This is a genomic window from Pseudoroseicyclus tamaricis (assembly GCF_012070395.1).
Taxonomy (GTDB): Bacteria; Pseudomonadota; Alphaproteobacteria; order Rhodobacterales; family Rhodobacteraceae; genus Pseudoroseicyclus_A; species Pseudoroseicyclus_A tamaricis.
Window position 1 is genome coordinate 378611 of sequence record NZ_JAAFYS010000002.1, and the last position, 20663, is coordinate 399273.

Consider the following 20663-nt stretch of genomic DNA (forward strand, 5'->3'; position numbering starts at 1 on the left):
CGTGACTTTGGCCCCAGTCAGTCGATGACGGGCCCGGCGTCAAGGGCAGCGCGCGCCTCGGCGGCGTGAAGGGCGAAGCGTTGCGGCAGCGCACGGCGAAGCGTCTCGGCGCTGGCGGGGTCCACCGCCGCGATCCGCTCCGCCAGCCAGCCGGTGACGGCGGCCCAGCCGGCGCGCATCACGGCATCGGCGGCGGCGAGCCGCGCCGCCTCCGGCGCCGCCGCCACCTCCCCGGCGAGGCCTGCGAAGGCCTCGGCCCCGGCCTGGGCGACGAAGACGTCGAGCCCCCGCCGGTCCCGCACCAGCCGCCGCTCGGTGAAGTCGATGGCCTGCATCCCCGACGTGCCTTCGTAGATCGCCAGCACGCGCGCGTCACGCAGCATCCGCTCCAGCGGCCAGTCGCGGGTATAGCCGGCGCCGCCGAGCACCTGGATGGCCCGGTGCGGCACGTCGAAGCCCGTCTCCGCGCCAAAGGTCTTCACCAGCGGCATCAGGAAGGCGGCCAGCGCCGCCGCCTCCTCCCGCTCCGCTGCCTCCGGTGCCCGCTGGGCAAGGTCGATCTGCACCGCCAGCTCGAAGACGGCGGCGCGCAGCAGCTCCGTCCGGGCGCGCAGCTCCCGCAGCTGGCGGGCGACGTCCGGGTGCCCCGCGATGGGCACCGGCGGCGCCGCCGGGTCGCCGCCCTGCCGGCGCTCCTCGGCATAGGCCTCGGCGATATCCGCCGCCGCCATCGCCAGCCCCAGCCCCTGCACCCCGGTCTGCAGGCGCATCAGCTCGATCATGGCGAAGAGCTGCGCGAGCCCCCGCCCCTCTTCCCCGATCAGCTGCGCCTCCGCCCCGTCGAAGGCGAGCGCGCATGTGGGGGAGCCGTGGAGGCCCATCTTCTCCTCGATGCGCAACAGGCTCACGCCCGCCTCGCCCCGCCGCGCCGGCACGAGGAACAGCGACAGCCCCCGCGTCCCCGGCGCCTCGGAGGTCCGCGCCAGCAGACAATGGCCGATCACCGGGGCAAGGTCGTGATCGCCGAAGGAGATCCAGATCTTCTGCCCCGTCACCCGCCAGCCATCGCCGTCCCTCACGGCCTTCGTGGCGATCCGCCCGACATCGGAGCCCGCGCCGGGCTCGGAGATGCAGATCGTCGCCGCCCGCTCCCCGGAGATCAGCGCCGGCACCCACTCCGCCAGCGCCTCGCCGCCATGCGCCGCCAGCAGATGCCCCGCCGAGCGTGCCGCGCCCGGCGCCATGCCGAAGGCCGGCGCCGCGGCATCGAAGAGCGATTCCGCCGCCGCCTGCAGCGCCACCGGCAGGCCGGCGCCGCCGACCTCCTCGGGCAGGTCCAGCCCGATCCAGCCGCCCTCCGCCATGGCGGCCCAGGCCCCACCGAACCCCTCCGGCAGTACCACGTGCCCGCCCTCGACGCGCGCGCCCTCCCTGTCGGACGCCTCGCCGACCGGCGCCAGCATTTCCGCCGCCAGCCGCCCGGCGGCGTCGAGCACGGCCCCCGCCGTCTCGTCATCCACCGCGCCCAGCGCGCAAAGCCGTTGCCACCCCGGCGTTACGCCCAGCATCGCCAGCGACCGCCGCTCCGCCCCCGCCCAGTCCATCAGAGCCGCCGCCAGTCTTCAGGCGCCCCTGCCCTCGCTTTTCCCGAAATATCCTCGGGGGGGCTGGCGCAGCCAGCGGGGGGCAGACAGCCCCCCTCCTCCGCCCGCCACCCGGCGCCGGCGCTCACTTCGGCGCGAGCCGAGTTGCGGCATCCAGCCGGATGACCTCACCGTTGAGGTAGTCGTTCTCCACCACGTATTTCACCGTGTGGGCGAACTCGGCCGGGTCGCCCAGCCGCGAGGGATGCATGATCGTCCGCTCCAGCGCGTCACGGGCGTCGTCGCCGAGCTCTTGCAGCAGCGAGGTGTCGAAGACCCCCGGCGCGATCGTGTTCACCCGGATGGCGAAGCGCGCGAACTCCCGCGCCGCCGGCAGCGCCATGGAGACGATGCCGCCCTTCGACGCCGCGTAGGCCGCCTGCCCGATCTGCCCCTCGAAGGCGGCGACGGAGGCGGTGTTGACGATGGCCCCCCGGCAGCCGCGCGGCCCGTCGGCGAGGCTGATCTGGTGGGCGGCGATGCGCATGACGTTGAAGGTGCCGATCAGGTTCACCCGGATCACCCGCTCGAAATCGGCCAGCGGCATCACCCCGTCGCGGCCGACGATGCGGCTTGCCCCGCCGATGCCGGCGCAGCTGACGACGATGCGCGGCACCCCGTAGGCATTGCAGGCAACGTTGAAGGCGGCGCGCACCAGCTCGGAGGAGGTGACATCCACCGCCAGCCCGTGGCCGCCGATCTCCTTCGCGAGGTCGATGGCCCCGCCCTCGTTGATGTCGAGGATCGTCACCTTCGCGCCGGCCTCGGCCAGCATCCGCGCCGTCGCGGCGCCGAGGCCGGAGGCCCCGCCCGTCACCAATGCGCTCGTCCCGTCGATCTGCATGCGTTACCTCGCCTTTGCCTCGCGCGCCGGTGTCCCGGCGTGAATCACCTCCGGCCCCTCGCCGTAGAGCGCCTCCACCGCCGCGCCTCGATGACGCAGTACAGCGCGTTGGTTGACGGACCCTTTGTCCGTCACCTCCCCGGCGTCGAGCCGGAGCGGCTCCGTCAGCACCAGCGCCCGCATCACCCGGCTGGAGGAGCCGGTGGCGTCCTGCGCATGCTTCCCCAGCAGCTCAGCGAGGCGAGACATCACGGCGGGGTGCGCGAAGAGCGCCTCGTCGGTCAGCGAGCCACCGCCCTCCACCAGCTTTTCCATGCCGGGGCGGAAGGGGATGAGCAGCGCGCCCAGCTCCTCCTGATCTTCGCCGGCAATGACGGCATCGCGGATCAACCCGTCCATCGCGTCGATCAGCTTGGCCCTCAGCGCGCCCACGGCGACCCATGTGCCGGTACGCAGCTTGAAGTTCTCGGCGATGCGCCCGTCGAAGAAGAAGCCCTCCTCCGGCTTGCCCGGCACGGCGAAGCGCAGCGCGTCGCCCATGCAGTAGTAGCCCTCCTCGTCGAAGGCATCGGCGGAGAGCTTTTCGGCCCGCCAGTAGCCCGGCGTCACGTTCGGCCCCTTGAAGCGCGCCTCCAGCTTGTCGCCGGAGGGGACGAGCTTGAGCACCACGCCCTGCGCCGGCACGCCGCAATTGCCGGGCCCCGGCTGCGGCTCGGTGCAGAAGATCGCGAAGGGCGCCGTCTCGGTGGAGCCGAGGCCGGCGCTCATCAGCACCTTGCGCCCGATGGTCTGCACCGCCAGCTCCTCCAGCCGCCGCCAGGTGTGGCCGGCCATGCCGGCGCCGGCATAGAGCAGCATCTTCACGCGGGAGAAGAAGGTCTCGCGCAGGGCGTCGTCCCTCTCCATCGCCTCGATCAGCATCTCGAAGCCGGCGGGGACGTTGAAATACCACGTGGGCGCGATCTCGCGCAGGTTGCGAATCGTCTCCTTCATGCCGTCCGGCGTCGGCTTGCCGGCGTCGATGTGGAAGGTGCCGCCGTTATAGAGCGCGATGTTGAAGACCTTGGTGCCGCTGGCCACGTGGTTCCACGGCGCCCAGTCCACCAGCACGGGAGGCTCGCCCCGCAGCCAGGCGTAGCAGTCGAGCACCTGCTCCATGTTGGCGCAGAGCATCCGCTGCGTCTGGATGACGGCCTTGGGCGAACCCGTGGTGCCGGAGGTGAAGAGGAACTTGGCAACCGTGTCGGGCCCCGTCGCGGCCCGCGCCGCCTCCGCCGCCTCGGTCGCGGGGGTCCCCATCAGCTCCGCCCAGCGATGCGTCACGCGGCCGGGCACCTCGCCCTCCATCGCGATGACCGGGACGTCCGCGTCGAAGACGGCGGAGATCGCCCTGGCGAAGGGCCCCGCCTCCTTCACGAAGACGGCGCCGGGGGTGATCTGCCCCGCGATGTCGCGCAGCTTGGCATAATCCTGGCTGACCAGCGCATAGGCCGGCGCCACCGCGGCAGATGGGATGCCCACGTATTGCGCCGAGAGGGCCGCGACGGCGTGCTCCAGCGAGTTGCCGGAGAGGATCATCAGCGGCCGCTCGACCGTGAGCCCGAGGTCCAGCAGCGCCGTGCCGACCCTCGCCATTGCCTCCGCCAGCTCGCCATAGGTCATCGAGACCCAGCCGCCATCCGCCGCCCGCTCCTTCATCCAGGGGCGGCCCGGGGCCACCTCGGCCCAGTGGAGGATCCGGTCGGACAGCCGCTCGGGGTAAGGGCCCAGAGGGTCCTCCCGCCAGACGAGCGTGGTGCCGTCGGGGCGTGTCTGCGTGCCGATCTTCGGCTCCCACAGCTCCACCGCGCGCATCGGCGCCTCATCGGACATCGCAAGCCTCCCTCTCTCTCTCCTCGGCGCGAACTATCGAACACGCGGAATTAGTTTACAAGGAAAATACCGGCGTCTAAGGTCGCCGGGACAAACGATGGAGTGACGGGTGAGCGACGGTACCGCCGACAGCATGGTGACTTACGAATTGCGCGGCGACGTCGCGCTGATCGGCCTCAACAGGCCCGAGAAGCGCAACGCCATCTCCGACCGGTTCGTGGGCCAGATCGAGCAGGCGGTGCTGCGCGCCCGGGCCGAGGCGAAGGCCGGCGTGATCCATGGCCACGGCAATCACTTCTGCGCCGGGCTCGACCTCGCCGAGCACGTCCAGAAGACGCCGCTCGAAGGCGTCGAGGGCAGCGGCAAGTGGCATGACGTCTTCACGCTGCTGGAGTTCGGCTCCCTGCCCTGGTTCTGCGCCCTGCACGGCGCCGTCGTCGGCGGCGGGCTGGAGCTGGCGAGCGCCGCGCATGTGCGCGTGGCGGACGAGAGCGCCTTCTTCGCGCTGCCCGAGGGCACGCGCGGCATCTTCGTCGGCGGCGGCGGCTCCGTCCGCACGGCGCGGCTGATGGGCGTGGCGCGGATGACCGACATGATGCTCACCGGCCGCTCGGTCGATGCCGAGACGGCGGAGCGGTGGAACCTCGTGCAATACGTCGTCCCCGAGGGGCAGGCGCTGGAGACGGCGGTGGAGCTGGCGACCAAGGCCGCCGCCAACGCCGCCTTCTCCAACTACGCCGTCATCAACGCCCTGCCCCGCATCCAGGCGATGAGCCGCGATGACGGGCTCTTCGTCGAGAGCTTCATCTCCTCCTTCTCGGCCACGACGCCGGAGGCGGAGGAGCGGCTGCGCGCCTTCCTCGAAAAGCGGGCCGGCAAGGTCACCGCGCCGAGCCGCCGGGCATGAGGGGCTGATCGATGGGCGCGCCGCAGATCACCCCCGTGGACGAGCGAGACGAGCACGTCGAGCATGTCGAGCTCGGGGCCCTCGCCACCTCGCTCGGCTTCATGCTGCGCATCGCGCAGCTGCGCAACTTCGAGCGCTTCTATGCCCGCTTCGGCCATCTGGATCTCAAGCCCGGCGAGTTCTCGATCCTCTGGGTCGTCAACCTCAACCCCGGCATCCGGCAGGGCGTCCTGGCGCACAAGCTGCAGGTGAAGCCCGCACACATGACGAAGATCATCCGCCGGCTCGAGGGACAGGGCATCATTGCCCGCCACATCCCCGACGGCGACCGCCGCTCGGTGGAACTGTCGCTGACGGAGCGGGGCCTCGCCTTCGTGGAGGAGCGGCAGGCCGATTTCTTCGGCGCCGACAATTACAACGACACCGACCTCACCCCGGAGGAGAAGCGCCAGCTCGCCGCCCTGCTGACCAAGTATTGCGGCACATCGGAGTGGCGCAGATGAGCATGAATATCGACGACCTGCGCGCCATCGACATCCACACCCATGCCGAGGAGCCCTGCTGCGGCCACCGTGACGACGGCTACGACGAGTTCCAGGCCGGCATGGCCAATTACTTCAAGAACCCCGCCGGCAAGGAGGGGATGCTCCCTTCCGTGCAGGACACCGCCGCCTATTACCGCGAGCGCAAGATCGGCGCGGTGATCTTCCCGGTGGATTCCGAGCGCGAGACGGGCTTTCGCCGCTATTCCAACGAGGAGGTGGCGACGATCGCCGCCGAGAACAGCGACGTGCTGATCCCCTTCGCCTCCATCGACCCGGCCAAGGGCCGCGCCGGTGCGCGCGAAGCACGGCGGCTGGTGCGCGAGTTCGGTGTGCGGGGCTTCAAGTTCCACCCGACCATGCAGGGCTTCTATCCCAACGAGCGCTGGTGCTACCCGCTCTACGAGGCCATCGCCGAGGAAGGCGCGATCACGCTCTTCCACACCGGGCAGACGGGCGTGGGCGCGGGGATGCGCGGCGGCATGGGGATGAAGCTGAAGTATTCCAACCCGATGTATCTCGACGATGTCGCGGTGGACTTCCCCGACATGCCGATCATCGCGGCCCACCCTTCCTTCCCATGGCAGGAAGAGGCGCTGGCCGTCGCGACGCACAAGCCGAACGTCTACATCGACCTCTCCGGCTGGTCGCCGAAATACTTCCCGCCGATCCTCGTGCGGTACTGCAACTCCATCCTGCAGGACAAGATGCTCTTCGGCTCCGACTGGCCGGCGATCACGCCGGACCGATGGCTCGCCGATTTCGAGAAGCTGGAGATGAAGGAAAGCGTGATCCCGAAGATCCTGAAGGAGAACGCGAGACGACTATTGAAGCTTTGAACGCAATCCAGGGAGGACCACATGTTCAAAGAGAAAGTGATCGGGCTGATGACGGTCGCGGCGATGCTCGGAGGAAGCGCCGCCGTGGCTCAGGAACTGCGGCTGGCTCCGGCCGCGCCGCCAGCCCACCCCGCCTACTACATGTACGAGCACTTCGCCGAATTCCTCGCCGAGGAATCAGGTGGAGAGATGACCGGCACCATCCTCGGGCCGGAAGTCGTGGCCCTGCCGCAGGTGAAGGACGCGCTGCAATCCGGCCTCGCCAACGTGGCGAACGGGCTGCCGCTCTACTTCGCCGCTGACTTCCCGCAGACGGGCGTCGCCGGTGACCTCGCGCTCCTCGGCCGCGATCCCCATGCCATGGCCTGGGCGATGACGGAGTTCGGCGTCAACTGCGAGCCCTGCCAGGAGGAGTTCAAGAATTTCGGCTCCGTCTTCCTCGGCGCCGGCTCGTCCGACGTCTACGTCCTGCTGACGACGACGCCCGTCCGCACGGCGGAAGACCTGCAGGGCCTGCGCCTGCGCTCCGGCGGCGCCCCCTACTCGCGCTGGGCAGAGCATTTCGGCGCGACGCCGGTGAACATCGCCGTCGGCGACCAGTTCGAGGCGATGAGCCAGGGCACCATCGACGGCACCATGGCCTCCATCGTCGACATGCTCTCCTACCGGCTGATCGACGTGGCCGAGTACGTCACCATGATCCCGCTCGGCACCTACCACGTGACGTCCAACTTCACGACGTCGCTGGACACCTGGGAGGGGATGAGCCTCGAGCAGCGCGAGCAGTTCGTCGCCGCCGCCAACCGCGGTGACCCGCAGCTGACTGACCGCTGGGCCTTCCAGCTGCCGGCCGAGGCGACCGAGGCCGTCGAGGCGAACGAGAACATCGAGGTGATCCAGCCCGATCAGGCCTTCCTCGATGCCTCCAACGCCTTCGCGGAAGAGGATATCGCCACCCGCACCGGCGAGAACGAGCTGGCCGCCGACTTCGCGGCGCTCGTCGACAAGTGGACGGCCATCGTCGAGGAGGTCGGCAATGACCCCGAGGCTCTGGCCGCCCGTGCCCAGGAGGAAATCTGGGCCAACGTCGATCTGTCGACCTACGGCATGTAAAGCGGCTGCCCCCGGCCCGCCACGCGCGGGCCGGGGGCCTTCACGGGGCCATGAGCCCAAAAGGGCTCAAGCCTTCACGGGGCCAGGCCGTCAAGGGGCCAGGCCTTCAAGGGGATAGGGACGACATGCAGGCGCTGGCGAAGCTGGCAGGAGGGGTGAGCCGCGCGCTCGCCTACGTGGGCACGGCGGCGGTGGTGGCGATGATGCTGCACATCTGCCTCGACGTGGCCCTGCGCAATCTCTTCAATATCGCGATGAACACGACGCCGGAGATCGTGGCCCGCTACTACATGACCGGCATCGCCTTCCTGCCGCTGGCCTGGCTGGAGCTGCGCCGGCAGATGATCTCCGTCGAGCTTCTGGAATTCGCCATGACCGACCGGCTGCGCCGCCAGTCCGACGTCGTGGTCATGATCGTCGCCTCCCTCGTCTACGTCGCCCTCGCCTGGGGCGCCTGGCCCAAGGCGCTGAAGGAGGCCCGCTCGGGCACCTTCGTGGAGCTGGTGAGCCTGCAGTTCGAGGTCTGGCACAGCTACTTCATCCCGGCGGTGGGTTTCTCCCTCGCCGCCGTGGCCTGTCTCTTCACCGCCTGGGGGCTGGTCAGCCCCCGCGCCGCCGATGCGCTGGGGATGGCCCGGGAATGAACGTCGAGGTCGGCCTCTGGGGCATCGCCATCCTGGCGCTCCTGCTCGTCCTGCGCCTGCCGGTGGCGCTGGCGCTCATCACCGTCTCCTTCGGGGGCATCTGGTCGCTGATCGGGCTGAACCCCGCCATCGGCATCCTTGCCAACACCCCCTATTCCTTCGTCGCCAGCTGGACGATGTCGGCCGTGCCGATGTTCCTGCTGATGGGCTTCATCGCCTTCCACACGGGCATGACCGGCGGGCTCTTCGAGGCGGCCAAGGTCGTGCTCTCGCGCCTGCCCGGGGGGCTCGCCATCTCCTCCATCTTCGCCTGCTCGGGCTTCGCCGCCGTCTCCGGCTCCTCGCTCGCCTGCTCGGCGGCGATGGGGCGCATCGCCATCCCCGAGATGGTCAAGGCCGGCTACCGCCCCTCCATCGCGGCGGGATGCATCGCCGCGGGCGGCACCATCGGCGCGCTGATCCCGCCCTCGATCCTGATGATCATCTACGGCGTCATCGCCGAGACCTCGATCACGCAGGTTTTCGTCGGCGGCATCTCCATCGGCGTCATCACCGCCATCTCATACTGCCTTGTGGTGCTGGCGATCTGCTGGCTGCGGCCCGATGTCATCCCGTCGCGCACCGAGATGTCCGACCATCAGGGTGTCAAGGCGCTCGCCAAGGTCCTGCCCGTGGCACTGCTGGTGCTTCTGGTCTTCGGCGGCCTCTTCTCGGGCCTCTTCACGGCGACGGAGGCGGGGGCCGTCGGCGCCTTCGGCACCGTCCTGCTCGCCGCCGCGACGGGGACGTTGAACCGCACCGCCATCAAGAACTCCCTGCTGGAGACGGTGACGACCACCGGCTCGCTCCTGATCATCGGCATCGGGGCGACGATGTTCACCCGCTTCCTCGGCATCTCGGGCCTGTCGAACTTCATCGCGCAGGCCGTGGCGGGGGCGGATCTCAGCTACCTCGGCCTGATGCTGATCATCGTCGCCATCTACCTCGCCCTCGGCACCTTCATGGAGCCCTTCGGCGCCATGCTCGTCACCCTGCCCGTCTTCCTGCCGGTGCTGGAGGCGCAGCAGATCTCGCTCGTCTGGTTCGGCGTGCTGGTGGTCAAGCTTCTGGAGATCGGGATGATCACGCCGCCGGTGGGGATGAACGTCTTCGTCATCAAGAACGTGGCGGGCAAATACGTGAGCGTCACGCAGGTCTTCGCGGGTGTCCTGCCCTTCATGCTGGCCGACCTCCTCGTCGTCGCCCTCGCGATCGCCGTCCCCTCCATCGTGCTCTTCCTGCCGGCCCTGATGAACTGAGCGGGGCTCCGCCGCCCCTCTCGCACCGCTGGCAGGCGCAGGGCGAGCGCCTGCCCGTGGGGTGGCGCTTCGACGGCGCCGCGGTGCGCTTCATGCCCGCCAAGCCCCTCCCCGCGGCCCGCTGAGCACCAAGCTCCGCCAGAGCGCCAGCCCGCGGGACGGGCAGGCGCTCGCCCTGCGCCTTTGGCGCGTACCGGGCGGGGAACAGCTCGACCCGGGCACCGAAAGGGGCGACCCTTAGACGGGGCTTCAGCCCGGCATCCCCGGCGCCCCTCCCAGGGCCGACCCCGGCGTGCCGGGGACTGCCGGCGGGGGTGCGCCCGCGCCTCCGGGCCGGGCTTGACGGGGCCGCCCCACCTGTCAGAAGGAAGCCCATGAGTACGGGCCTTCTGACCATCCGCCTCGACGCGATTGCCGATAACTGGCGGGCGCTTGCTTCCATGAGCAAGGGCGAGACGGGCGCTGTGGTCAAGGCCGATGGCTACGGCCTCGGCGCCAAGCAGGTGGCGCGTGAGCTGGCCCGGGCCGGCGCCCGCTCCTTCTTCGTCGCCGTCGCGGAAGAGGCGGTGCCCTTGCGCGCCATCCTCGGCGAGGAGGCGACGATCCATGTCTTCTCCGGCCACATGGCCGGCGATACCGAGATGATCCGTGACCTCGGCCTCGTGCCGCTCATCAACTCCATCGACCAGCTGACGATGCACGTGGAGGCCCTGCCGGGCCACCCCTTCGGCATCCAGCTCGATACCGGCATGAACCGGCTCGGCATGGAGTGGGAGGAATGGTCCGCCGTGGCCGAGATCGCCCTCGGCGCCGGCGCCTCTTTGCTCATGTCGCACCTCGCCTGTGCCGACGAGCCGGACCACCCGATGAACCCCTACCAGCTCGACCTCTTCCGCCAGATGACAGACGGCACGAACGTGCGGCGCTCGCTGGCGGCGACGGGCGGCATCCTTCTCGGGCCCGATTACCACTTCGATCTCACCCGCCCCGGCATCGGCCTCTACGGCGGCCTGCCCTTCGAGGAGGCGCAGCCCGCCGCCCGGCTGGACCTGCCCGTGGTGCAGTGCCGCACCCTCACCGCCGGCGAGGTCGTGGGCTACGGCAACACCTGGCAGGCGGAGCGGGAGACGCGGCTGGCCACGATCAACTGCGGCTATGCCGACGGCATGCTGCGCAGCGCCTCCGGCGGCGGCCTGACGCTCTGGTACGACGGCGCGCCCTGCCCCGCCGTCGGCCGCGTCTCGATGGACCTGATCACCGTCGATGTCACAGATCTCGGGCGTGACCCGGAATACCTGTCGCTGATCTGCCCGGAATCGCGGATCGACGACGTGGCCGACGCCGCCGGCACCATCGGCTACGAGGTGCTGACCTCCCTCGGCTCGCGCTACCAGCGCCGCTACGCCCGCTCATGAGGCCGGCATGATCCGCGCCCTCGCCGGCCTCGGCGCCAGGGTGCTGGCGCTGCTGGCCGCCATCGGCCAGCTGACCATCTTCACCGGCCACGCCCTCGCCGGCCTCGTGCGCCCGCCCTTCCAGATGCGTGCCTTCGCCGCCGCGCTCCTCCAGATCGGCTGGCTCTCGCTGCCCGTCGTCGGCCTCACGGCGCTCTTCACCGGCGGCGCGCTGGCGCTGCAGATCTACGCCGGCGGCACGCGCTTCTCGGCCGAGCAGTTCGTGCCGCAGATCGTCGCCGTCGGCATGGTGCGTGAGCTCGGCCCCGTGCTGGTTGGCCTGATGATCGCCGCCCGCGTCACCTCCTCCATCGCCGCCGAGATCGCGACGATGAAGGTCACCGAGCAGATCGACGCGCTCGTCACCCTCTCCACCTCGCCCATGGGCTACCTCGTCACCCCCCGCATCCTCGCGGCGACGCTGACGGTGCCGGGGCTGGTGGCGGTGGGAGACGCCATCGGCATCCTCGGCGGCCAGCTGGTGGCGGTGGAGCGGCTGGGCTTCAACGCCTCGACCTATATCGCCAACACGTGGAGCTTCCTCGAGACGCTCGACATCGTCTCCTCCCTCACCAAGGGCGCCGCCTTCGGCTTCCTCGCCGCTCTCATGGGCTGCTGGTACGGGATGACCTCCGCCCGCGGGGCGCAGGGCGTCGGGCGGGCGACGAAGAGCTCGGTGGTCGCCGCCGCCGTCGCCATCCTCGCCGCGAACTTTGCGCTGACAGGGGTGTTCTTCTCGGGGTAAGAGTCGACGCATGGAATACGACATTAAACGAAGAATTGAGGAACTAGTCGGCCTCGACACGCCGGATGTGCAAGATTTGGCTGAGCTTCACGGCTTGCTAAGTGCCACAATCTCCGATCGCTCGAGCCTATTGCTTCGGACGTGCTCGGAGGTGTTCGAGGAGATCCCTACCACTGCACCTGAGCGGCGATATGCGCTCGCGAGAATCCGCGGCCTGTATCTTGCAAAAGCGGGCATGGACGAAGTGCCAAAACGAGATGTCCGGGTCGATTTCAACACGGAAGAAATTGCTCTGTTCGAAGTCGACGGTGACCATCACGAGAGAGCGCTTGAGCTCTGCGCCCAGATCAGAGCCATCGTTAACGAGAATCCGCAGTACGACGAGAATAAGAAAGTAAGGCTCTTGCGGAAGGTCTCTGCCATAGAAACAGAGTTTCTCAGGTCCAAGGGGATACTTCAGGTGGTTTTGGGCGCCGCCTCTGAGATCGGAGACTCAGTTAATAAATTTGGCAAGGACCTTAAGCCTATTACCGATCGGCTGGTCGAACTGAAAGGGATTGCGAAGTCAGGGACACGAGAAGTCGATCTCATTGAGGGCCCAGAAGAGAAGAAGAAGCTTCCTCCTCCTGATGATGAAACCAAATGATCGCCCTGCAGGACGTCCACAAGAGCTTCGGCCCCAACGCCGTCCTCCGCGGTGTCTCGCTGGAGGTGCCGAAGGGGCAGTCGCTGGTGGTCATCGGCGGCTCCGGCTCCGGCAAGTCGGTGCTGCTCAAGTGCATCCTCGGGCTGGAGGCGCCGGACGCGGGCCGCATCCTCTACGAGGGCGCGCCGCTCGATGCGCGGCGGCGCGGCCCCTTCCTTTCCCGCTTCGGGATGCTCTTCCAGGGCGGCGCGCTCTTCGATTCGCTCCCCGTGTGGGAGAACATCTGCTTCCGCCTGCTGCGCGGCCCCGGCCGCCTCTCCCGCTCTGCTGCCCGCGAGCGGGCGGTGGACAAGCTGGCCCGCGTCGGCCTCGGCCCCGACGTGGCGGAGCGGCACCCGGCGGAACTCTCGGGCGGCATGCAGAAGCGGGTCGCCCTCGCCCGGGCCATCGCGGCGGACCCGGAGGTGATCTTCTTCGACGAGCCGACGACGGGGCTCGACCCGATCATGGCGGGGGTGATCAACGATCTCATCCGCGGCATCGTGACGGACATGGGCGCCACCGCGATCACCATCACGCATGACATGGCCTCCGTCCGCGCCATCGCCGACGAGGTGGCGATGTTGCACGCCGGCAAGATCCGCTGGCGCGGCCCCGTGGCGGCGATGGATGCGGCGGAGGACCCGTACCTGCGCCAGTTCGTCACCGGCGCCGCGGAGGGGCCGATCGAGACGATCCGATGAGCGACCTGCCCGTCTTCATCCACGTGCCGAAGACGGCGGGCTCGACGCTCAACGCCGCCCTCGTCGCCCATCACGCCTCCGGCCCCTTCGCCCCCGCCTGGCGGGCGCTGCCGGCGCCGCTGCGCGACAATTCGGTGCTGCTGCGCCGGCTCGGCCCCTCCATGGGCGGCGGGCTGCCCCACGCCGGGCATTACGAGGGCGAGCCGGAGAAGCTGACCCGCCTCCTGCGAGAGGCCCGCTGGGCCTCCGGCCACATCCAGCGCCGCCGCTTCGCGCCGATGGCGGCGGTGGCGGGGCGGAGCCCGCGCTGGGTCTCCGTGCTGCGCGACCCGACGGAGCAGGTGGCCTCCCATTACCAGTGGTGGATCGAGATCCACGAGCGGGGCTGGCTGCGCTTTCGCCGCTACCCGCCCTTCTTCCGCGACCTCTCCCGCCAGATCCGCGCGGCGGACAACAGCGATCCCGAGGCTGTGATCCCCTTCCTCGCCCTGCACCACACGCTCTTTCTCAACCTCCAGGCCGACTACCTGATGCCCGAAGGCCGCGAGACGCCGGTAGAGGCGATGCCGGAGGCCCTCGCCACCTTCGCCGGCCTCGGCCTCGGCAGCGACATCGCGCCGGCCTTCCGCGCCATGACCGGGGCGGAGGCGCCGCCCCTGCCCCGCCACAACGCCTCCCGCTCGCGCTTCGACCGCGCTGTCTTCCGCACCGAGCGGATGCGGGAGTTCCTCGCCGAGCACAACGCGCTGGACGAGCGGCTCTGGGCGCTGGCGCAGGAGCGGCGCGGATGATCCTGAAGGCCGCCAACCTCGCGCTCCTGGTGCTCTTCCCGCTCTCGTGGTTCGCGCCCCTGATGCGGGCCGGCGTGCTGCCGCTCTTCGGGCTGGCGGAGATCTCGGTGATCTCGGGCCTGCAATCGCTCTGGGAGAGCGACGTGGCGCTGGCGCTGCTGGTGACCTTCTTCGCGCTGGTGGCGCCGATGCTGAAGGTGGTGGGGCTGGCGCTGATCCAGTTCGGCCTGCTCTCGGGCGCGGTGCATCGCCCGCTCCTCTGGCTGGGGCGGCTGGCGATGGGGGACGTCTTCCTGATCGCGCTCTACATCGCCATCGCCAAGGGCATCGGCGTGGGCCGGGTGGAGACGGCATGGGGGCTGTGGCTCTTCACCGGCTGCATCCTCGGCTCCCTGGCGGTGTCGGCGATGAGCGCGCGGGAGGCAAAGGTGGGTTGAAAACCCGCCCTACGGTGCCCGGAGTCCTGGGGCGGACGTTTCGACGCCCGCGCACCCTCGTAGGGTGGGTTTCCAACCCACCTCCCCATCACCACCCACGCAAACGCCTGCCGGCGCAGGGCGAGCGCCGGCCCGGGGGTGGCGCCCCGATGATCCCGCCCCTTGATTTATGGTGCAACCACCTCCCCGCTCAGACCTCCGCGCGAACGTCACCGGAGCGCCAGCCCGCGGGACGGGCCGGCGCTCGCCCTGCGCCTTTGGCGCGCACCGGGCTGGGGAACAGCTCCGGCCGGGTGTCCCCATACCCCTCCCTGCCCACCCAAACGTCACACCCCCCGCATGGACGCCGCCGCCTGCCCCTGCCAAAAGGGCGCATGGCCAAGGATGCCCCATTCGTCTGCTCCGCCTGCGGTGCCGCCCACGCCAAGTGGTCGGGCCAGTGCGACGCCTGCGGGGCGTGGAACACGCTCGTCGAGCAGGGCGCCCTCTCGCAGGGCCCCGGCGCCAAGAAGCTGGCCGCGCGCGGCAGCCGGCTCGAGCTGACCGATCTCGGCGGCGAGGCGGAGGAGGCCCCGCGCACCGCTGCCGGCGTGGCGGAACTCGACCGGGTGCTGGGCGGCGGGCTCGTCGCCGCCTCCGCCATCCTGCTCGGCGGCGATCCCGGCATCGGCAAGTCCACGCTGCTGCTGCAGGCCGCCGCCCGCTTCGCGCGTGGCGGCATGGAGGTGCTCTACGTCTCAGGCGAGGAATCGGCGGCGCAGATCCAGCTGCGCGCCCGGCGCCTCGGCCTCGCCGAGAGCCCGGTGAAACTCGCCGCCGCCACGAACCTCCGCGACATCCTCACGACGCTCGATGCCGCGCCGCCCGGCCTCGTCATCATCGATTCCATCCAGACCATCTGGCACGACGGGCTGGACGCGGCGCCCGGCTCCGTCTCCCAGCTGCGGGCCGTGGCGCAGGAGCTGGTGAGCTTCGCCAAGCGCCGGGGCTCCGCGCTCATCCTCGTCGGCCACGTCACCAAGGAAGGCGCGCTGGCCGGCCCCCGGGTCATCGAGCACCTCGTCGACACGGTCCTCTACTTCGAGGGCGAGCGCGGCCATGCCTTCCGCCTCTTGCGCGCCGTGAAGAACCGCTTCGGCCCCGCGGACGAGATCGGCGTCTTCGAAATGACCGGCAAGGGTCTGGCGGAGGTGAAGAATCCCTCCGCCCTCTTCCTCTCGGACAGGGAGGCGGAAGTGCCCGGCACCGCCGTCTTCGCCGGCATCGAGGGGACGCGCACGCTCCTCTGCGAGATCCAGGCCCTCGTCGCCCCCGCCCCGCCCGGCCAGTCGCGCCGCTCCGTCCTCGGGCTCGATGCGGGGCGGCTCAACATGCTGCTGGCGGTGCTGGACGCGCGGGCGGGCATCTCCTTCGCCGGGCATGACGTCTATCTCAACGTCGCGGGCGGCCTTCGGATCACCGAGCCGGCGGCCGACCTGGCCATCGCCGCGGCGCTCCTTTCGGCCCGCGAGGGGCGGCCGCTCCCGTCATTGTGTGTCTTTTTCGGCGAGATCAGCCTCTCCGGCGCGCTCCGCCCTGTGCCGCAGACCGAAAATCGGTTGAAAGAAGCGCAGAAACTTGGTTTCACCTCGGCGGCGTTGCCGAGGCTCAGTCGCCGGGGCGGCGCCGGGCGCACGCAGATGCGCCTGAGGGACATGGACGAGATCGCCAGCTTCGTCGCCGAGATGTTCGGCGAAGCGTCAGGCGAGGCTCCCGCGGCGCCCGAGGCGGCGCCCGGGCACAGGCAGGAGAGCTGATGGACGGTTTCACCCTGATCGACGGCGTCGTCGCGATCATCATCATCCTGTCGGCCCTGCTCGCCTATTCCCGCGGCTTCGTGCGCGAGGCGCTCGCCATCGCCGCCTGGATCGGCGCCGCGATGCTGGCCTTCATCTTCGCCGACGAGATGCGCCCGCTGGTCGAGCAGATCCCCGTCGTGGGCGATTTCATCGGCGACAGCTGCGAGCTGGCGGTGATCGCGGCGTTCTTCGCCGTCTTCGCGCTGGCGCTGATCGTCTTCTCGCTGTTCACGCCGCTCTTCTCCTCGCTCGTCCAGCGCTCGGCGCTCGGCGGGGTGGACCAGGGGCTCGGCTTCCTCTTCGGCGTGGCCCGCGGCATCCTGCTCGTGGCGGTGGCCTTCTTCGTCTACGAGACGGTCCTCTCCGCGCAGGCCGTGCCGATGGTGGAAGACAGCCGCGCCGCCGCCGTCTTCTCCCGCCTGACCGGCTCCATCGCCGAGCAGAACCCGGAGAACGCCCTCGGCTGGTTCCAGCTGCAATACGCCGAGCTGGTCGTGGCCTGCACCGGCGAGCCGATCTGAGGAGCCGGGGAGCGGCTGTTGCCGCTCTCCCCATTCTCGATCCGTCAGGGGCAGCGTCTGCCGGGATGCTCCCCGGCTGAAACAGCGTCCCTTGAGGCCCGACCTCGCCGCTTTCTCTGCGCGCGGAATCAAGGCCGCAGGCCGCCGCGCGAGCGCCGGCCCGTCCCCGCGGGCTGGCGCTCTGGCTGGGCTGGGTGCTCCGCTTACCGCGACGAGGGGCGTGGCCGGCATAAAGCGCGTCGCACGACCGTTGCAGCGCCACCCCACGTGCCGGCGTGAGAGCGCAGCGCTTGTGGCGCGCCGGGGATGGTGGGTTGGAAACCCACCCTACGAGACCCGCTCGGGGCCAGGGCTCCGGAGACTCGGCCGCTCTTTCCCCCGCGCGGAATCAAGCCGCAGGCGCCGCGCGAGCGCCGGCCCGTCCCGGCGGGCTGGCGCTCTGGCTGAGCTTGGTGCTGAGCGCGCCGCGGGGAGGGACTTGGCTGGCATAAAGCGCGCAGCGGCCCCGTTGGTGCGCCACCCCACGGGCCGGCGTGCGAGGGCAGCGCTGGTTGAGACCTGGCCCGCCTCCAAGGGGCGCACCCAGGTCCACCGGCCGCATGTTCGCCCCTACCACTGCACTCAAGTCACCGCCTCCCCACCCACCAACCGCCCAGCAATGTGTCAGCCCCGCCCAATCTCGCGGTCTCTTGCCGCCGAACATGATCGTTCCGTGACAGCGCCTCCGGATGCGGCTATGCCACGCGCAGCTGCCCCAGAGAGTCGGAGCATTTCCCTTGCCCCATCCTGCGCCCGCGCATCCCTTCGACGATGACAAGCTGAAGGAGGAATGCGGCGTCTTCGGCATTGTCGGCGTCGCCGATGCCGCGAACTTCGTCGCCCTTGGCCTGCATGCCCTGCAACATCGCGGGCAGGAGGCCTGCGGTATGGTCACCCATGACACAGAGACGGGCTTCCACTCCGCCCGCCGCATGGGAATCGTCCGCGACAACTTCACCTCGTCGGAGGTGATGGCCACGCTGCCCGGCGAGATCGGCATCGGCCACGTGCGCTACTCCACCGCCGGCTCCAAGGGGCAGACGGCGATCCGCGACGTGCAGCCCTTCTTCGGCGAGTTCTCCATGGGCGGCGCCGCGCTGGCCCATAACGGCAACATCACCAACGCCGCCTCGCTCCGGCGCGAGCTGATCGAGCGCGGCTCGATCTTCCAGAGCTCGTCGGACAGCGAGTGCATCATCCACCTGATGGCCCGCTCCATGGGCCGCTCGATCCCCGACCGTGTCGAGGAGGCCCTGCGCAAGACGGAGGGCGCCTTCTCCATCGTCGCCATGACTCGCACCAAGCTGATCGGCTGCCGCGATCCGCGCGGCGTGCGCCCCCTCGTGCTCGGCCGCCACGGCGACGGCTGGATCCTCGCGTCGGAGACCTGCGCGCTCGACATCATCGGGGCGGATTTCATCCGTGACATCGCCCCCGGCGAGATGGTCGTCATCTCCGCCGACACCGGCGTCGAGAGCTACTTCCCCTTCCGCCAGAAGTCGTCGCGCTTCTGCATCTTCGAGCATGTCTACTTCTCGCGCCCCGATTCGATCCTCGGCGGCCGCTCGGTCTACGAGACCCGCGAATCCATCGGCCGCGAGCTGGCCCGCGAGGCACCCGTGGACGCCGATCTCGTCTGCCCGGTGCCCGATTCGGGCACGCCGGCAGCCATCGGCTACTCCGCCGAGAGCGGCATCCCCTACGGCATGGGCATCATCCGCAACCAGTACATGGGGCGGACCTTCATCGAGCCCTCCGAGCAGATCCGCAACATGGGCGTGCGGCTCAAGCTCAACGTCAACCGGGCGCTGATCCGCGGCAAGCGGGTCGTGCTGGTGGACGACTCGGTCGTGCGCGGCACCACGACGCGCAAGATCAAGGAGATGATCCTCGATGCCGGCGCGGCGGAGGTGCACTTCCGCATCGCCTCGCCGCCCACCGCCTGGCCCTGCTTCTACGGCGTCGACACACCCCAGCGCGAGAAGCTGCTCGCCGCGACGATGAGCGAGGAGGAGATGCGCCAGCATCTCAACGTCGATTCGCTGAAGTTCATCTCCCTCGACGGGCTCTACCGCGCCGTGGGTGAGTCGGGCGGGCGTGACCCGGCGCAGCCGCAATATTGCGACGCCTGCTTCTCCGGCGAGTACCCCATCGAGCCGGCGGACATGATCGAGCAGGGCTTCCAGCTGAAGACGGCCGCCGAGTAGCGCCTCAGCCGGCCAGCGCGGCCAGCGTCTCCTCCTCGATCTGCTGCATCCCGCCCCTGCCGGGGGACGCTAGGCAGGCCGCGGGGCCGGTGCAACCGCTGGTGCGGGCCTCGTCACCGGGCCGCCTCCGCCCCCCGCAATGCACATGATCGTGCGTCGGCAGGAGGCTGCACACCGCACCCTTGCGTCACTGGCAGAAGGGCGCGCATGGAGTCTCGGCCCCTTCCCTCCGCCCGCCGCCCTTGGCAAGAGGCGGGCTCTTCCCCAGAGCCCGTTCCGGCCTCTCCCGCCTCGCCCGGCGGGCCGGCCGGGGCGGGCACTTTGCGAACGGACCCGAGCGACATGAGCGAACAGACGACGACCCCCGAGGTGGCTGCGGCCGCCACGATCTCCACCGAGCTGCCCGAGAGCGGCCTGCTGCTCCTCGGCACCTTCTCGGCGCCCGAAGGCGGCGCGGCGCTGCTGCGCCTCTCCGATGGCACCATCGCCCGAGTCACCCCCGGCGACGAGACGGGGGCCGGCGAGGTCCTTTCCATCGGTGACGGCCAGATCACTTTCGCCCGTGCCGGCGAGGAGGTGACGCTGGGCATGATCGGCTGAGGGACGCGCCTCCCGACTCCCACGGGCCCGCGGTGGCCTTCACGCTCCCGGAACCCCGGGCATCCATGGTGGCAAGCGGCCCCGCCCGCCTGCCGCCGCGCGCGGCGCCGGCCCGGGACAGGATGCAACTGTCCCGGGCCTGACGCATTGGCCCTCTTTAAGCGGCAGAAAGGAGAGCCTGTTTCATGACAGCTCAACTGATAGCCTGGGCCCTCATCACCCCGTTCACGCTCGCCTTCATCTATGCCGGCATCCACGAGTACCGACGCTACAAGTCCGGCGGCAAAGCCAACTACGGGCTGACCTACGACGAGGAGACGGGGACGACCTACATCACCGGGATCGGCGACGAGGAGGGCTACCAGATCGACGACTACGACCCCTCGACCTACCGCGACCCGGACGTCGCCGTGGCTCAGGAAGAGCCCGCGACCGACCCCGACAGCCCGGCTGACGATGACCCCGAGGCCGACGACCGCCCCGGCACCTCCCGGCCCTAGCCCCCTGCCCGACAGCCTCACCCCCAAGAAAAAAGGCGCCCGCTAGGGGCGCCTCTTAGTTTCGCTGACCGGGCTCAATGATTCACCGCTCGAGTTTGTTTGCCTGCGGCCCGACCCGCGTCCCCCAGGTGGCGCGCGCACGCGCCGGGGATCTCAATTCTCCACCGCCACCTCGTAGAGGTCGACGTAGGTGCCGCTCACCCGCCACTCCGGCGCCGCCTGCCCCCAGAGGAGCGGGGTGACGATGTCACCCGGATGCTCGCTCTCGAAGGCGAAGGCGGTGCCCTCCTCCAGCCAGCCGCGCACGGCCTTGGAGGGGGGCGAGACGTAGGCGATGCGCTCGCCGGAGGCCAGGGTCATCAGCGGCGCCGAGACCTCGACGCTTCTCCCGCCGCCGGTGAACCGGCCATTGACCGTGGTGCGCATCGCCTCGCCTTCTG

At 69.9% G+C, this 20663-nt stretch carries 21 protein-coding genes; 17 read left to right on the forward strand and 4 right to left on the reverse strand.

Annotated features, from left to right (window positions below):
• Positions 1-17: 17 nt before the first annotated feature.
• The 3 genes from GY170_RS08200 to GY170_RS08210 form a co-directional block, all read right to left on the reverse strand.
• Positions 18-1604, reverse strand: a complete 1587-nt coding sequence (locus GY170_RS08200; RefSeq protein WP_163891989.1) for an acyl-CoA dehydrogenase family protein — start codon at positions 1602-1604, stop codon at positions 18-20.
• Between the two features lie 124 nt (positions 1605-1728).
• Entirely contained in the window at positions 1729-2487 is a 759-nt protein-coding gene (locus tag GY170_RS08205; RefSeq protein WP_163891991.1) for an SDR family NAD(P)-dependent oxidoreductase, read from the reverse strand.
• Positions 2488-2490: 3 nt separating this feature from the next.
• Positions 2491-4359: a feruloyl-CoA synthase gene (locus GY170_RS08210; RefSeq protein ID WP_163891994.1), complete on the reverse strand. Its 1869-nt coding sequence runs from the start codon at positions 4357-4359 to the stop codon at positions 2491-2493.
• 133 nt (positions 4360-4492) lie between these two features.
• On the opposite strand from GY170_RS08210, the gene GY170_RS08215 reads away from it, so the two are divergent.
• From GY170_RS08215 to GY170_RS08295, 17 genes are all read left to right on the forward strand, one after another.
• Positions 4493-5266: a crotonase/enoyl-CoA hydratase family protein gene (locus GY170_RS08215; RefSeq protein ID WP_163893775.1), complete on the forward strand. Its 774-nt coding sequence runs from the start codon at positions 4493-4495 to the stop codon at positions 5264-5266.
• Between the two features lie 11 nt (positions 5267-5277).
• Positions 5278-5769 (forward strand): MarR family winged helix-turn-helix transcriptional regulator, encoded by a 492-nt coding sequence (locus tag GY170_RS08220; RefSeq protein ID WP_163891997.1) that lies wholly within the window; start codon positions 5278-5280, stop codon positions 5767-5769.
• 2 nt (positions 5770-5771) lie between these two features.
• The gene (locus tag GY170_RS08225) at positions 5772-6647 is read left to right on the forward strand and encodes an amidohydrolase family protein (protein ID WP_163893777.1); all 876 of its coding nucleotides are present in this window, start codon (positions 5772-5774) and stop codon (positions 6645-6647) included.
• A 21-nt stretch (positions 6648-6668) separates the two neighbouring features.
• Positions 6669-7760 (forward strand): TRAP transporter substrate-binding protein DctP, encoded by a 1092-nt coding sequence (dctP, locus tag GY170_RS08230; RefSeq protein ID WP_163892000.1) that lies wholly within the window; start codon positions 6669-6671, stop codon positions 7758-7760.
• A gap of 125 nt (positions 7761-7885) precedes the next feature.
• Entirely contained in the window at positions 7886-8404 is a 519-nt protein-coding gene (locus GY170_RS08235; protein WP_163892003.1) for a TRAP transporter small permease, read from the forward strand.
• Positions 8401-9702: a TRAP transporter large permease gene (locus GY170_RS08240; RefSeq protein WP_163892006.1), complete on the forward strand. Its 1302-nt coding sequence runs from the start codon at positions 8401-8403 to the stop codon at positions 9700-9702. The genes GY170_RS08235 and GY170_RS08240 overlap by 4 nt, the downstream gene beginning before the upstream one ends.
• A gap of 374 nt (positions 9703-10076) precedes the next feature.
• Positions 10077-11117: an alanine racemase gene (gene alr, locus GY170_RS08245; RefSeq protein WP_163892009.1), complete on the forward strand. Its 1041-nt coding sequence runs from the start codon at positions 10077-10079 to the stop codon at positions 11115-11117.
• Between the two features lie 7 nt (positions 11118-11124).
• Positions 11125-11901, forward strand: coding sequence for an MlaE family ABC transporter permease (locus GY170_RS08250; protein ID WP_163892012.1), 777 nt, complete (start codon positions 11125-11127; stop codon positions 11899-11901).
• A 10-nt stretch (positions 11902-11911) separates the two neighbouring features.
• The gene (locus GY170_RS08255; RefSeq protein WP_163892015.1) at positions 11912-12547 is read left to right on the forward strand and encodes a hypothetical protein; all 636 of its coding nucleotides are present in this window, start codon (positions 11912-11914) and stop codon (positions 12545-12547) included.
• Complete coding sequence (locus tag GY170_RS08260; RefSeq protein WP_163892017.1) at positions 12544-13290, forward strand: ABC transporter ATP-binding protein; 747 nt, start codon at positions 12544-12546, stop codon at positions 13288-13290. The genes GY170_RS08255 and GY170_RS08260 overlap by 4 nt, the downstream gene beginning before the upstream one ends.
• Complete coding sequence (locus tag GY170_RS08265; RefSeq protein WP_163892019.1) at positions 13287-14081, forward strand: hypothetical protein; 795 nt, start codon at positions 13287-13289, stop codon at positions 14079-14081. Before GY170_RS08260 ends, GY170_RS08265 begins: the two co-directional genes overlap by 4 nt.
• A complete protein-coding gene (locus GY170_RS08270) occupies positions 14081-14518 on the forward strand; it encodes a paraquat-inducible protein A (protein WP_163893780.1) in 438 nt (145 codons plus the stop codon). The genes GY170_RS08265 and GY170_RS08270 overlap by 1 nt, the downstream gene beginning before the upstream one ends.
• 374 nt (positions 14519-14892) lie before the next feature.
• The gene (radA, locus tag GY170_RS08275; RefSeq protein ID WP_163892022.1) at positions 14893-16314 is read left to right on the forward strand and encodes a DNA repair protein RadA; all 1422 of its coding nucleotides are present in this window, start codon (positions 14893-14895) and stop codon (positions 16312-16314) included.
• Positions 16314-16877, forward strand: a complete 564-nt coding sequence (locus GY170_RS08280) for a CvpA family protein (protein WP_163892024.1) — start codon at positions 16314-16316, stop codon at positions 16875-16877. Before radA ends, GY170_RS08280 begins: the two co-directional genes overlap by 1 nt.
• Positions 16878-17605: 728 nt before the next feature.
• On the forward strand, positions 17606-19123 hold the full coding sequence (gene purF, locus GY170_RS08285) for an amidophosphoribosyltransferase (protein WP_163892027.1): 1518 nt from the start codon (positions 17606-17608) through the stop codon (positions 19121-19123).
• 342 nt (positions 19124-19465) lie between these two features.
• Positions 19466-19723 carry a pilus assembly protein PilP gene (locus GY170_RS08290; protein ID WP_163892030.1) on the forward strand — a complete coding sequence of 86 codons (258 nt, stop codon included), beginning with the start codon at positions 19466-19468 and terminating at the stop codon, positions 19721-19723.
• Between the two features lie 185 nt (positions 19724-19908).
• Positions 19909-20223 (forward strand): hypothetical protein, encoded by a 315-nt coding sequence (locus tag GY170_RS08295; RefSeq protein WP_235924083.1) that lies wholly within the window; start codon positions 19909-19911, stop codon positions 20221-20223.
• Between the two features lie 153 nt (positions 20224-20376).
• Here GY170_RS08295 and GY170_RS08300 read toward each other — a convergent pair whose 3' ends face one another.
• Positions 20377-20649 (reverse strand): hypothetical protein, encoded by a 273-nt coding sequence (locus GY170_RS08300; RefSeq protein ID WP_163892032.1) that lies wholly within the window; start codon positions 20647-20649, stop codon positions 20377-20379.
• Positions 20650-20663: the final 14 nt, after the last annotated feature.

What these genes read in the sequence shown, in the direction of transcription:
- GY170_RS08200 (WP_163891989.1), bottom strand. Translation starts at nt 1,604, where the DNA reads ATGGACTGGGCGGGGGCGGAGCGGCGGTCGCTGGCGATGCTGGGCGTA.
- GY170_RS08205 (WP_163891991.1), bottom strand. Translation starts at nt 2,487, where the DNA reads ATGCAGATCGACGGGACGAGCGCATTGGTGACGGGCGGGGCCTCCGGC.
- GY170_RS08210 (WP_163891994.1), bottom strand. Translation starts at nt 4,359, where the DNA reads ATGTCCGATGAGGCGCCGATGCGCGCGGTGGAGCTGTGGGAGCCGAAG.
- GY170_RS08215 (WP_163893775.1), top strand. Translation starts at nt 4,493, where the DNA reads ATGGTGACTTACGAATTGCGCGGCGACGTCGCGCTGATCGGCCTCAAC.
- GY170_RS08220 (WP_163891997.1), top strand. Translation starts at nt 5,278, where the DNA reads ATGGGCGCGCCGCAGATCACCCCCGTGGACGAGCGAGACGAGCACGTC.
- GY170_RS08225 (WP_163893777.1), top strand. Translation starts at nt 5,772, where the DNA reads ATGAATATCGACGACCTGCGCGCCATCGACATCCACACCCATGCCGAG.
- dctP (WP_163892000.1), top strand. Translation starts at nt 6,669, where the DNA reads ATGTTCAAAGAGAAAGTGATCGGGCTGATGACGGTCGCGGCGATGCTC.
- GY170_RS08235 (WP_163892003.1), top strand. Translation starts at nt 7,886, where the DNA reads ATGCAGGCGCTGGCGAAGCTGGCAGGAGGGGTGAGCCGCGCGCTCGCC.
- GY170_RS08240 (WP_163892006.1), top strand. Translation starts at nt 8,401, where the DNA reads ATGAACGTCGAGGTCGGCCTCTGGGGCATCGCCATCCTGGCGCTCCTG.
- alr (WP_163892009.1), top strand. Translation starts at nt 10,077, where the DNA reads ATGAGTACGGGCCTTCTGACCATCCGCCTCGACGCGATTGCCGATAAC.
- GY170_RS08250 (WP_163892012.1), top strand. Translation starts at nt 11,125, where the DNA reads ATGATCCGCGCCCTCGCCGGCCTCGGCGCCAGGGTGCTGGCGCTGCTG.
- GY170_RS08255 (WP_163892015.1), top strand. Translation starts at nt 11,912, where the DNA reads ATGGAATACGACATTAAACGAAGAATTGAGGAACTAGTCGGCCTCGAC.
- GY170_RS08260 (WP_163892017.1), top strand. Translation starts at nt 12,544, where the DNA reads ATGATCGCCCTGCAGGACGTCCACAAGAGCTTCGGCCCCAACGCCGTC.
- GY170_RS08265 (WP_163892019.1), top strand. Translation starts at nt 13,287, where the DNA reads ATGAGCGACCTGCCCGTCTTCATCCACGTGCCGAAGACGGCGGGCTCG.
- radA (WP_163892022.1), top strand. Translation starts at nt 14,893, where the DNA reads ATGGCCAAGGATGCCCCATTCGTCTGCTCCGCCTGCGGTGCCGCCCAC.
- GY170_RS08280 (WP_163892024.1), top strand. Translation starts at nt 16,314, where the DNA reads ATGGACGGTTTCACCCTGATCGACGGCGTCGTCGCGATCATCATCATC.
- purF (WP_163892027.1), top strand. Translation starts at nt 17,606, where the DNA reads ATGCGGCTATGCCACGCGCAGCTGCCCCAGAGAGTCGGAGCATTTCCC.
- GY170_RS08290 (WP_163892030.1), top strand. Translation starts at nt 19,466, where the DNA reads ATGAGCGAACAGACGACGACCCCCGAGGTGGCTGCGGCCGCCACGATC.
- GY170_RS08295 (WP_235924083.1), top strand. Translation starts at nt 19,909, where the DNA reads ATGACAGCTCAACTGATAGCCTGGGCCCTCATCACCCCGTTCACGCTC.
- GY170_RS08300 (WP_163892032.1), bottom strand. Translation starts at nt 20,649, where the DNA reads ATGCGCACCACGGTCAATGGCCGGTTCACCGGCGGCGGGAGAAGCGTC.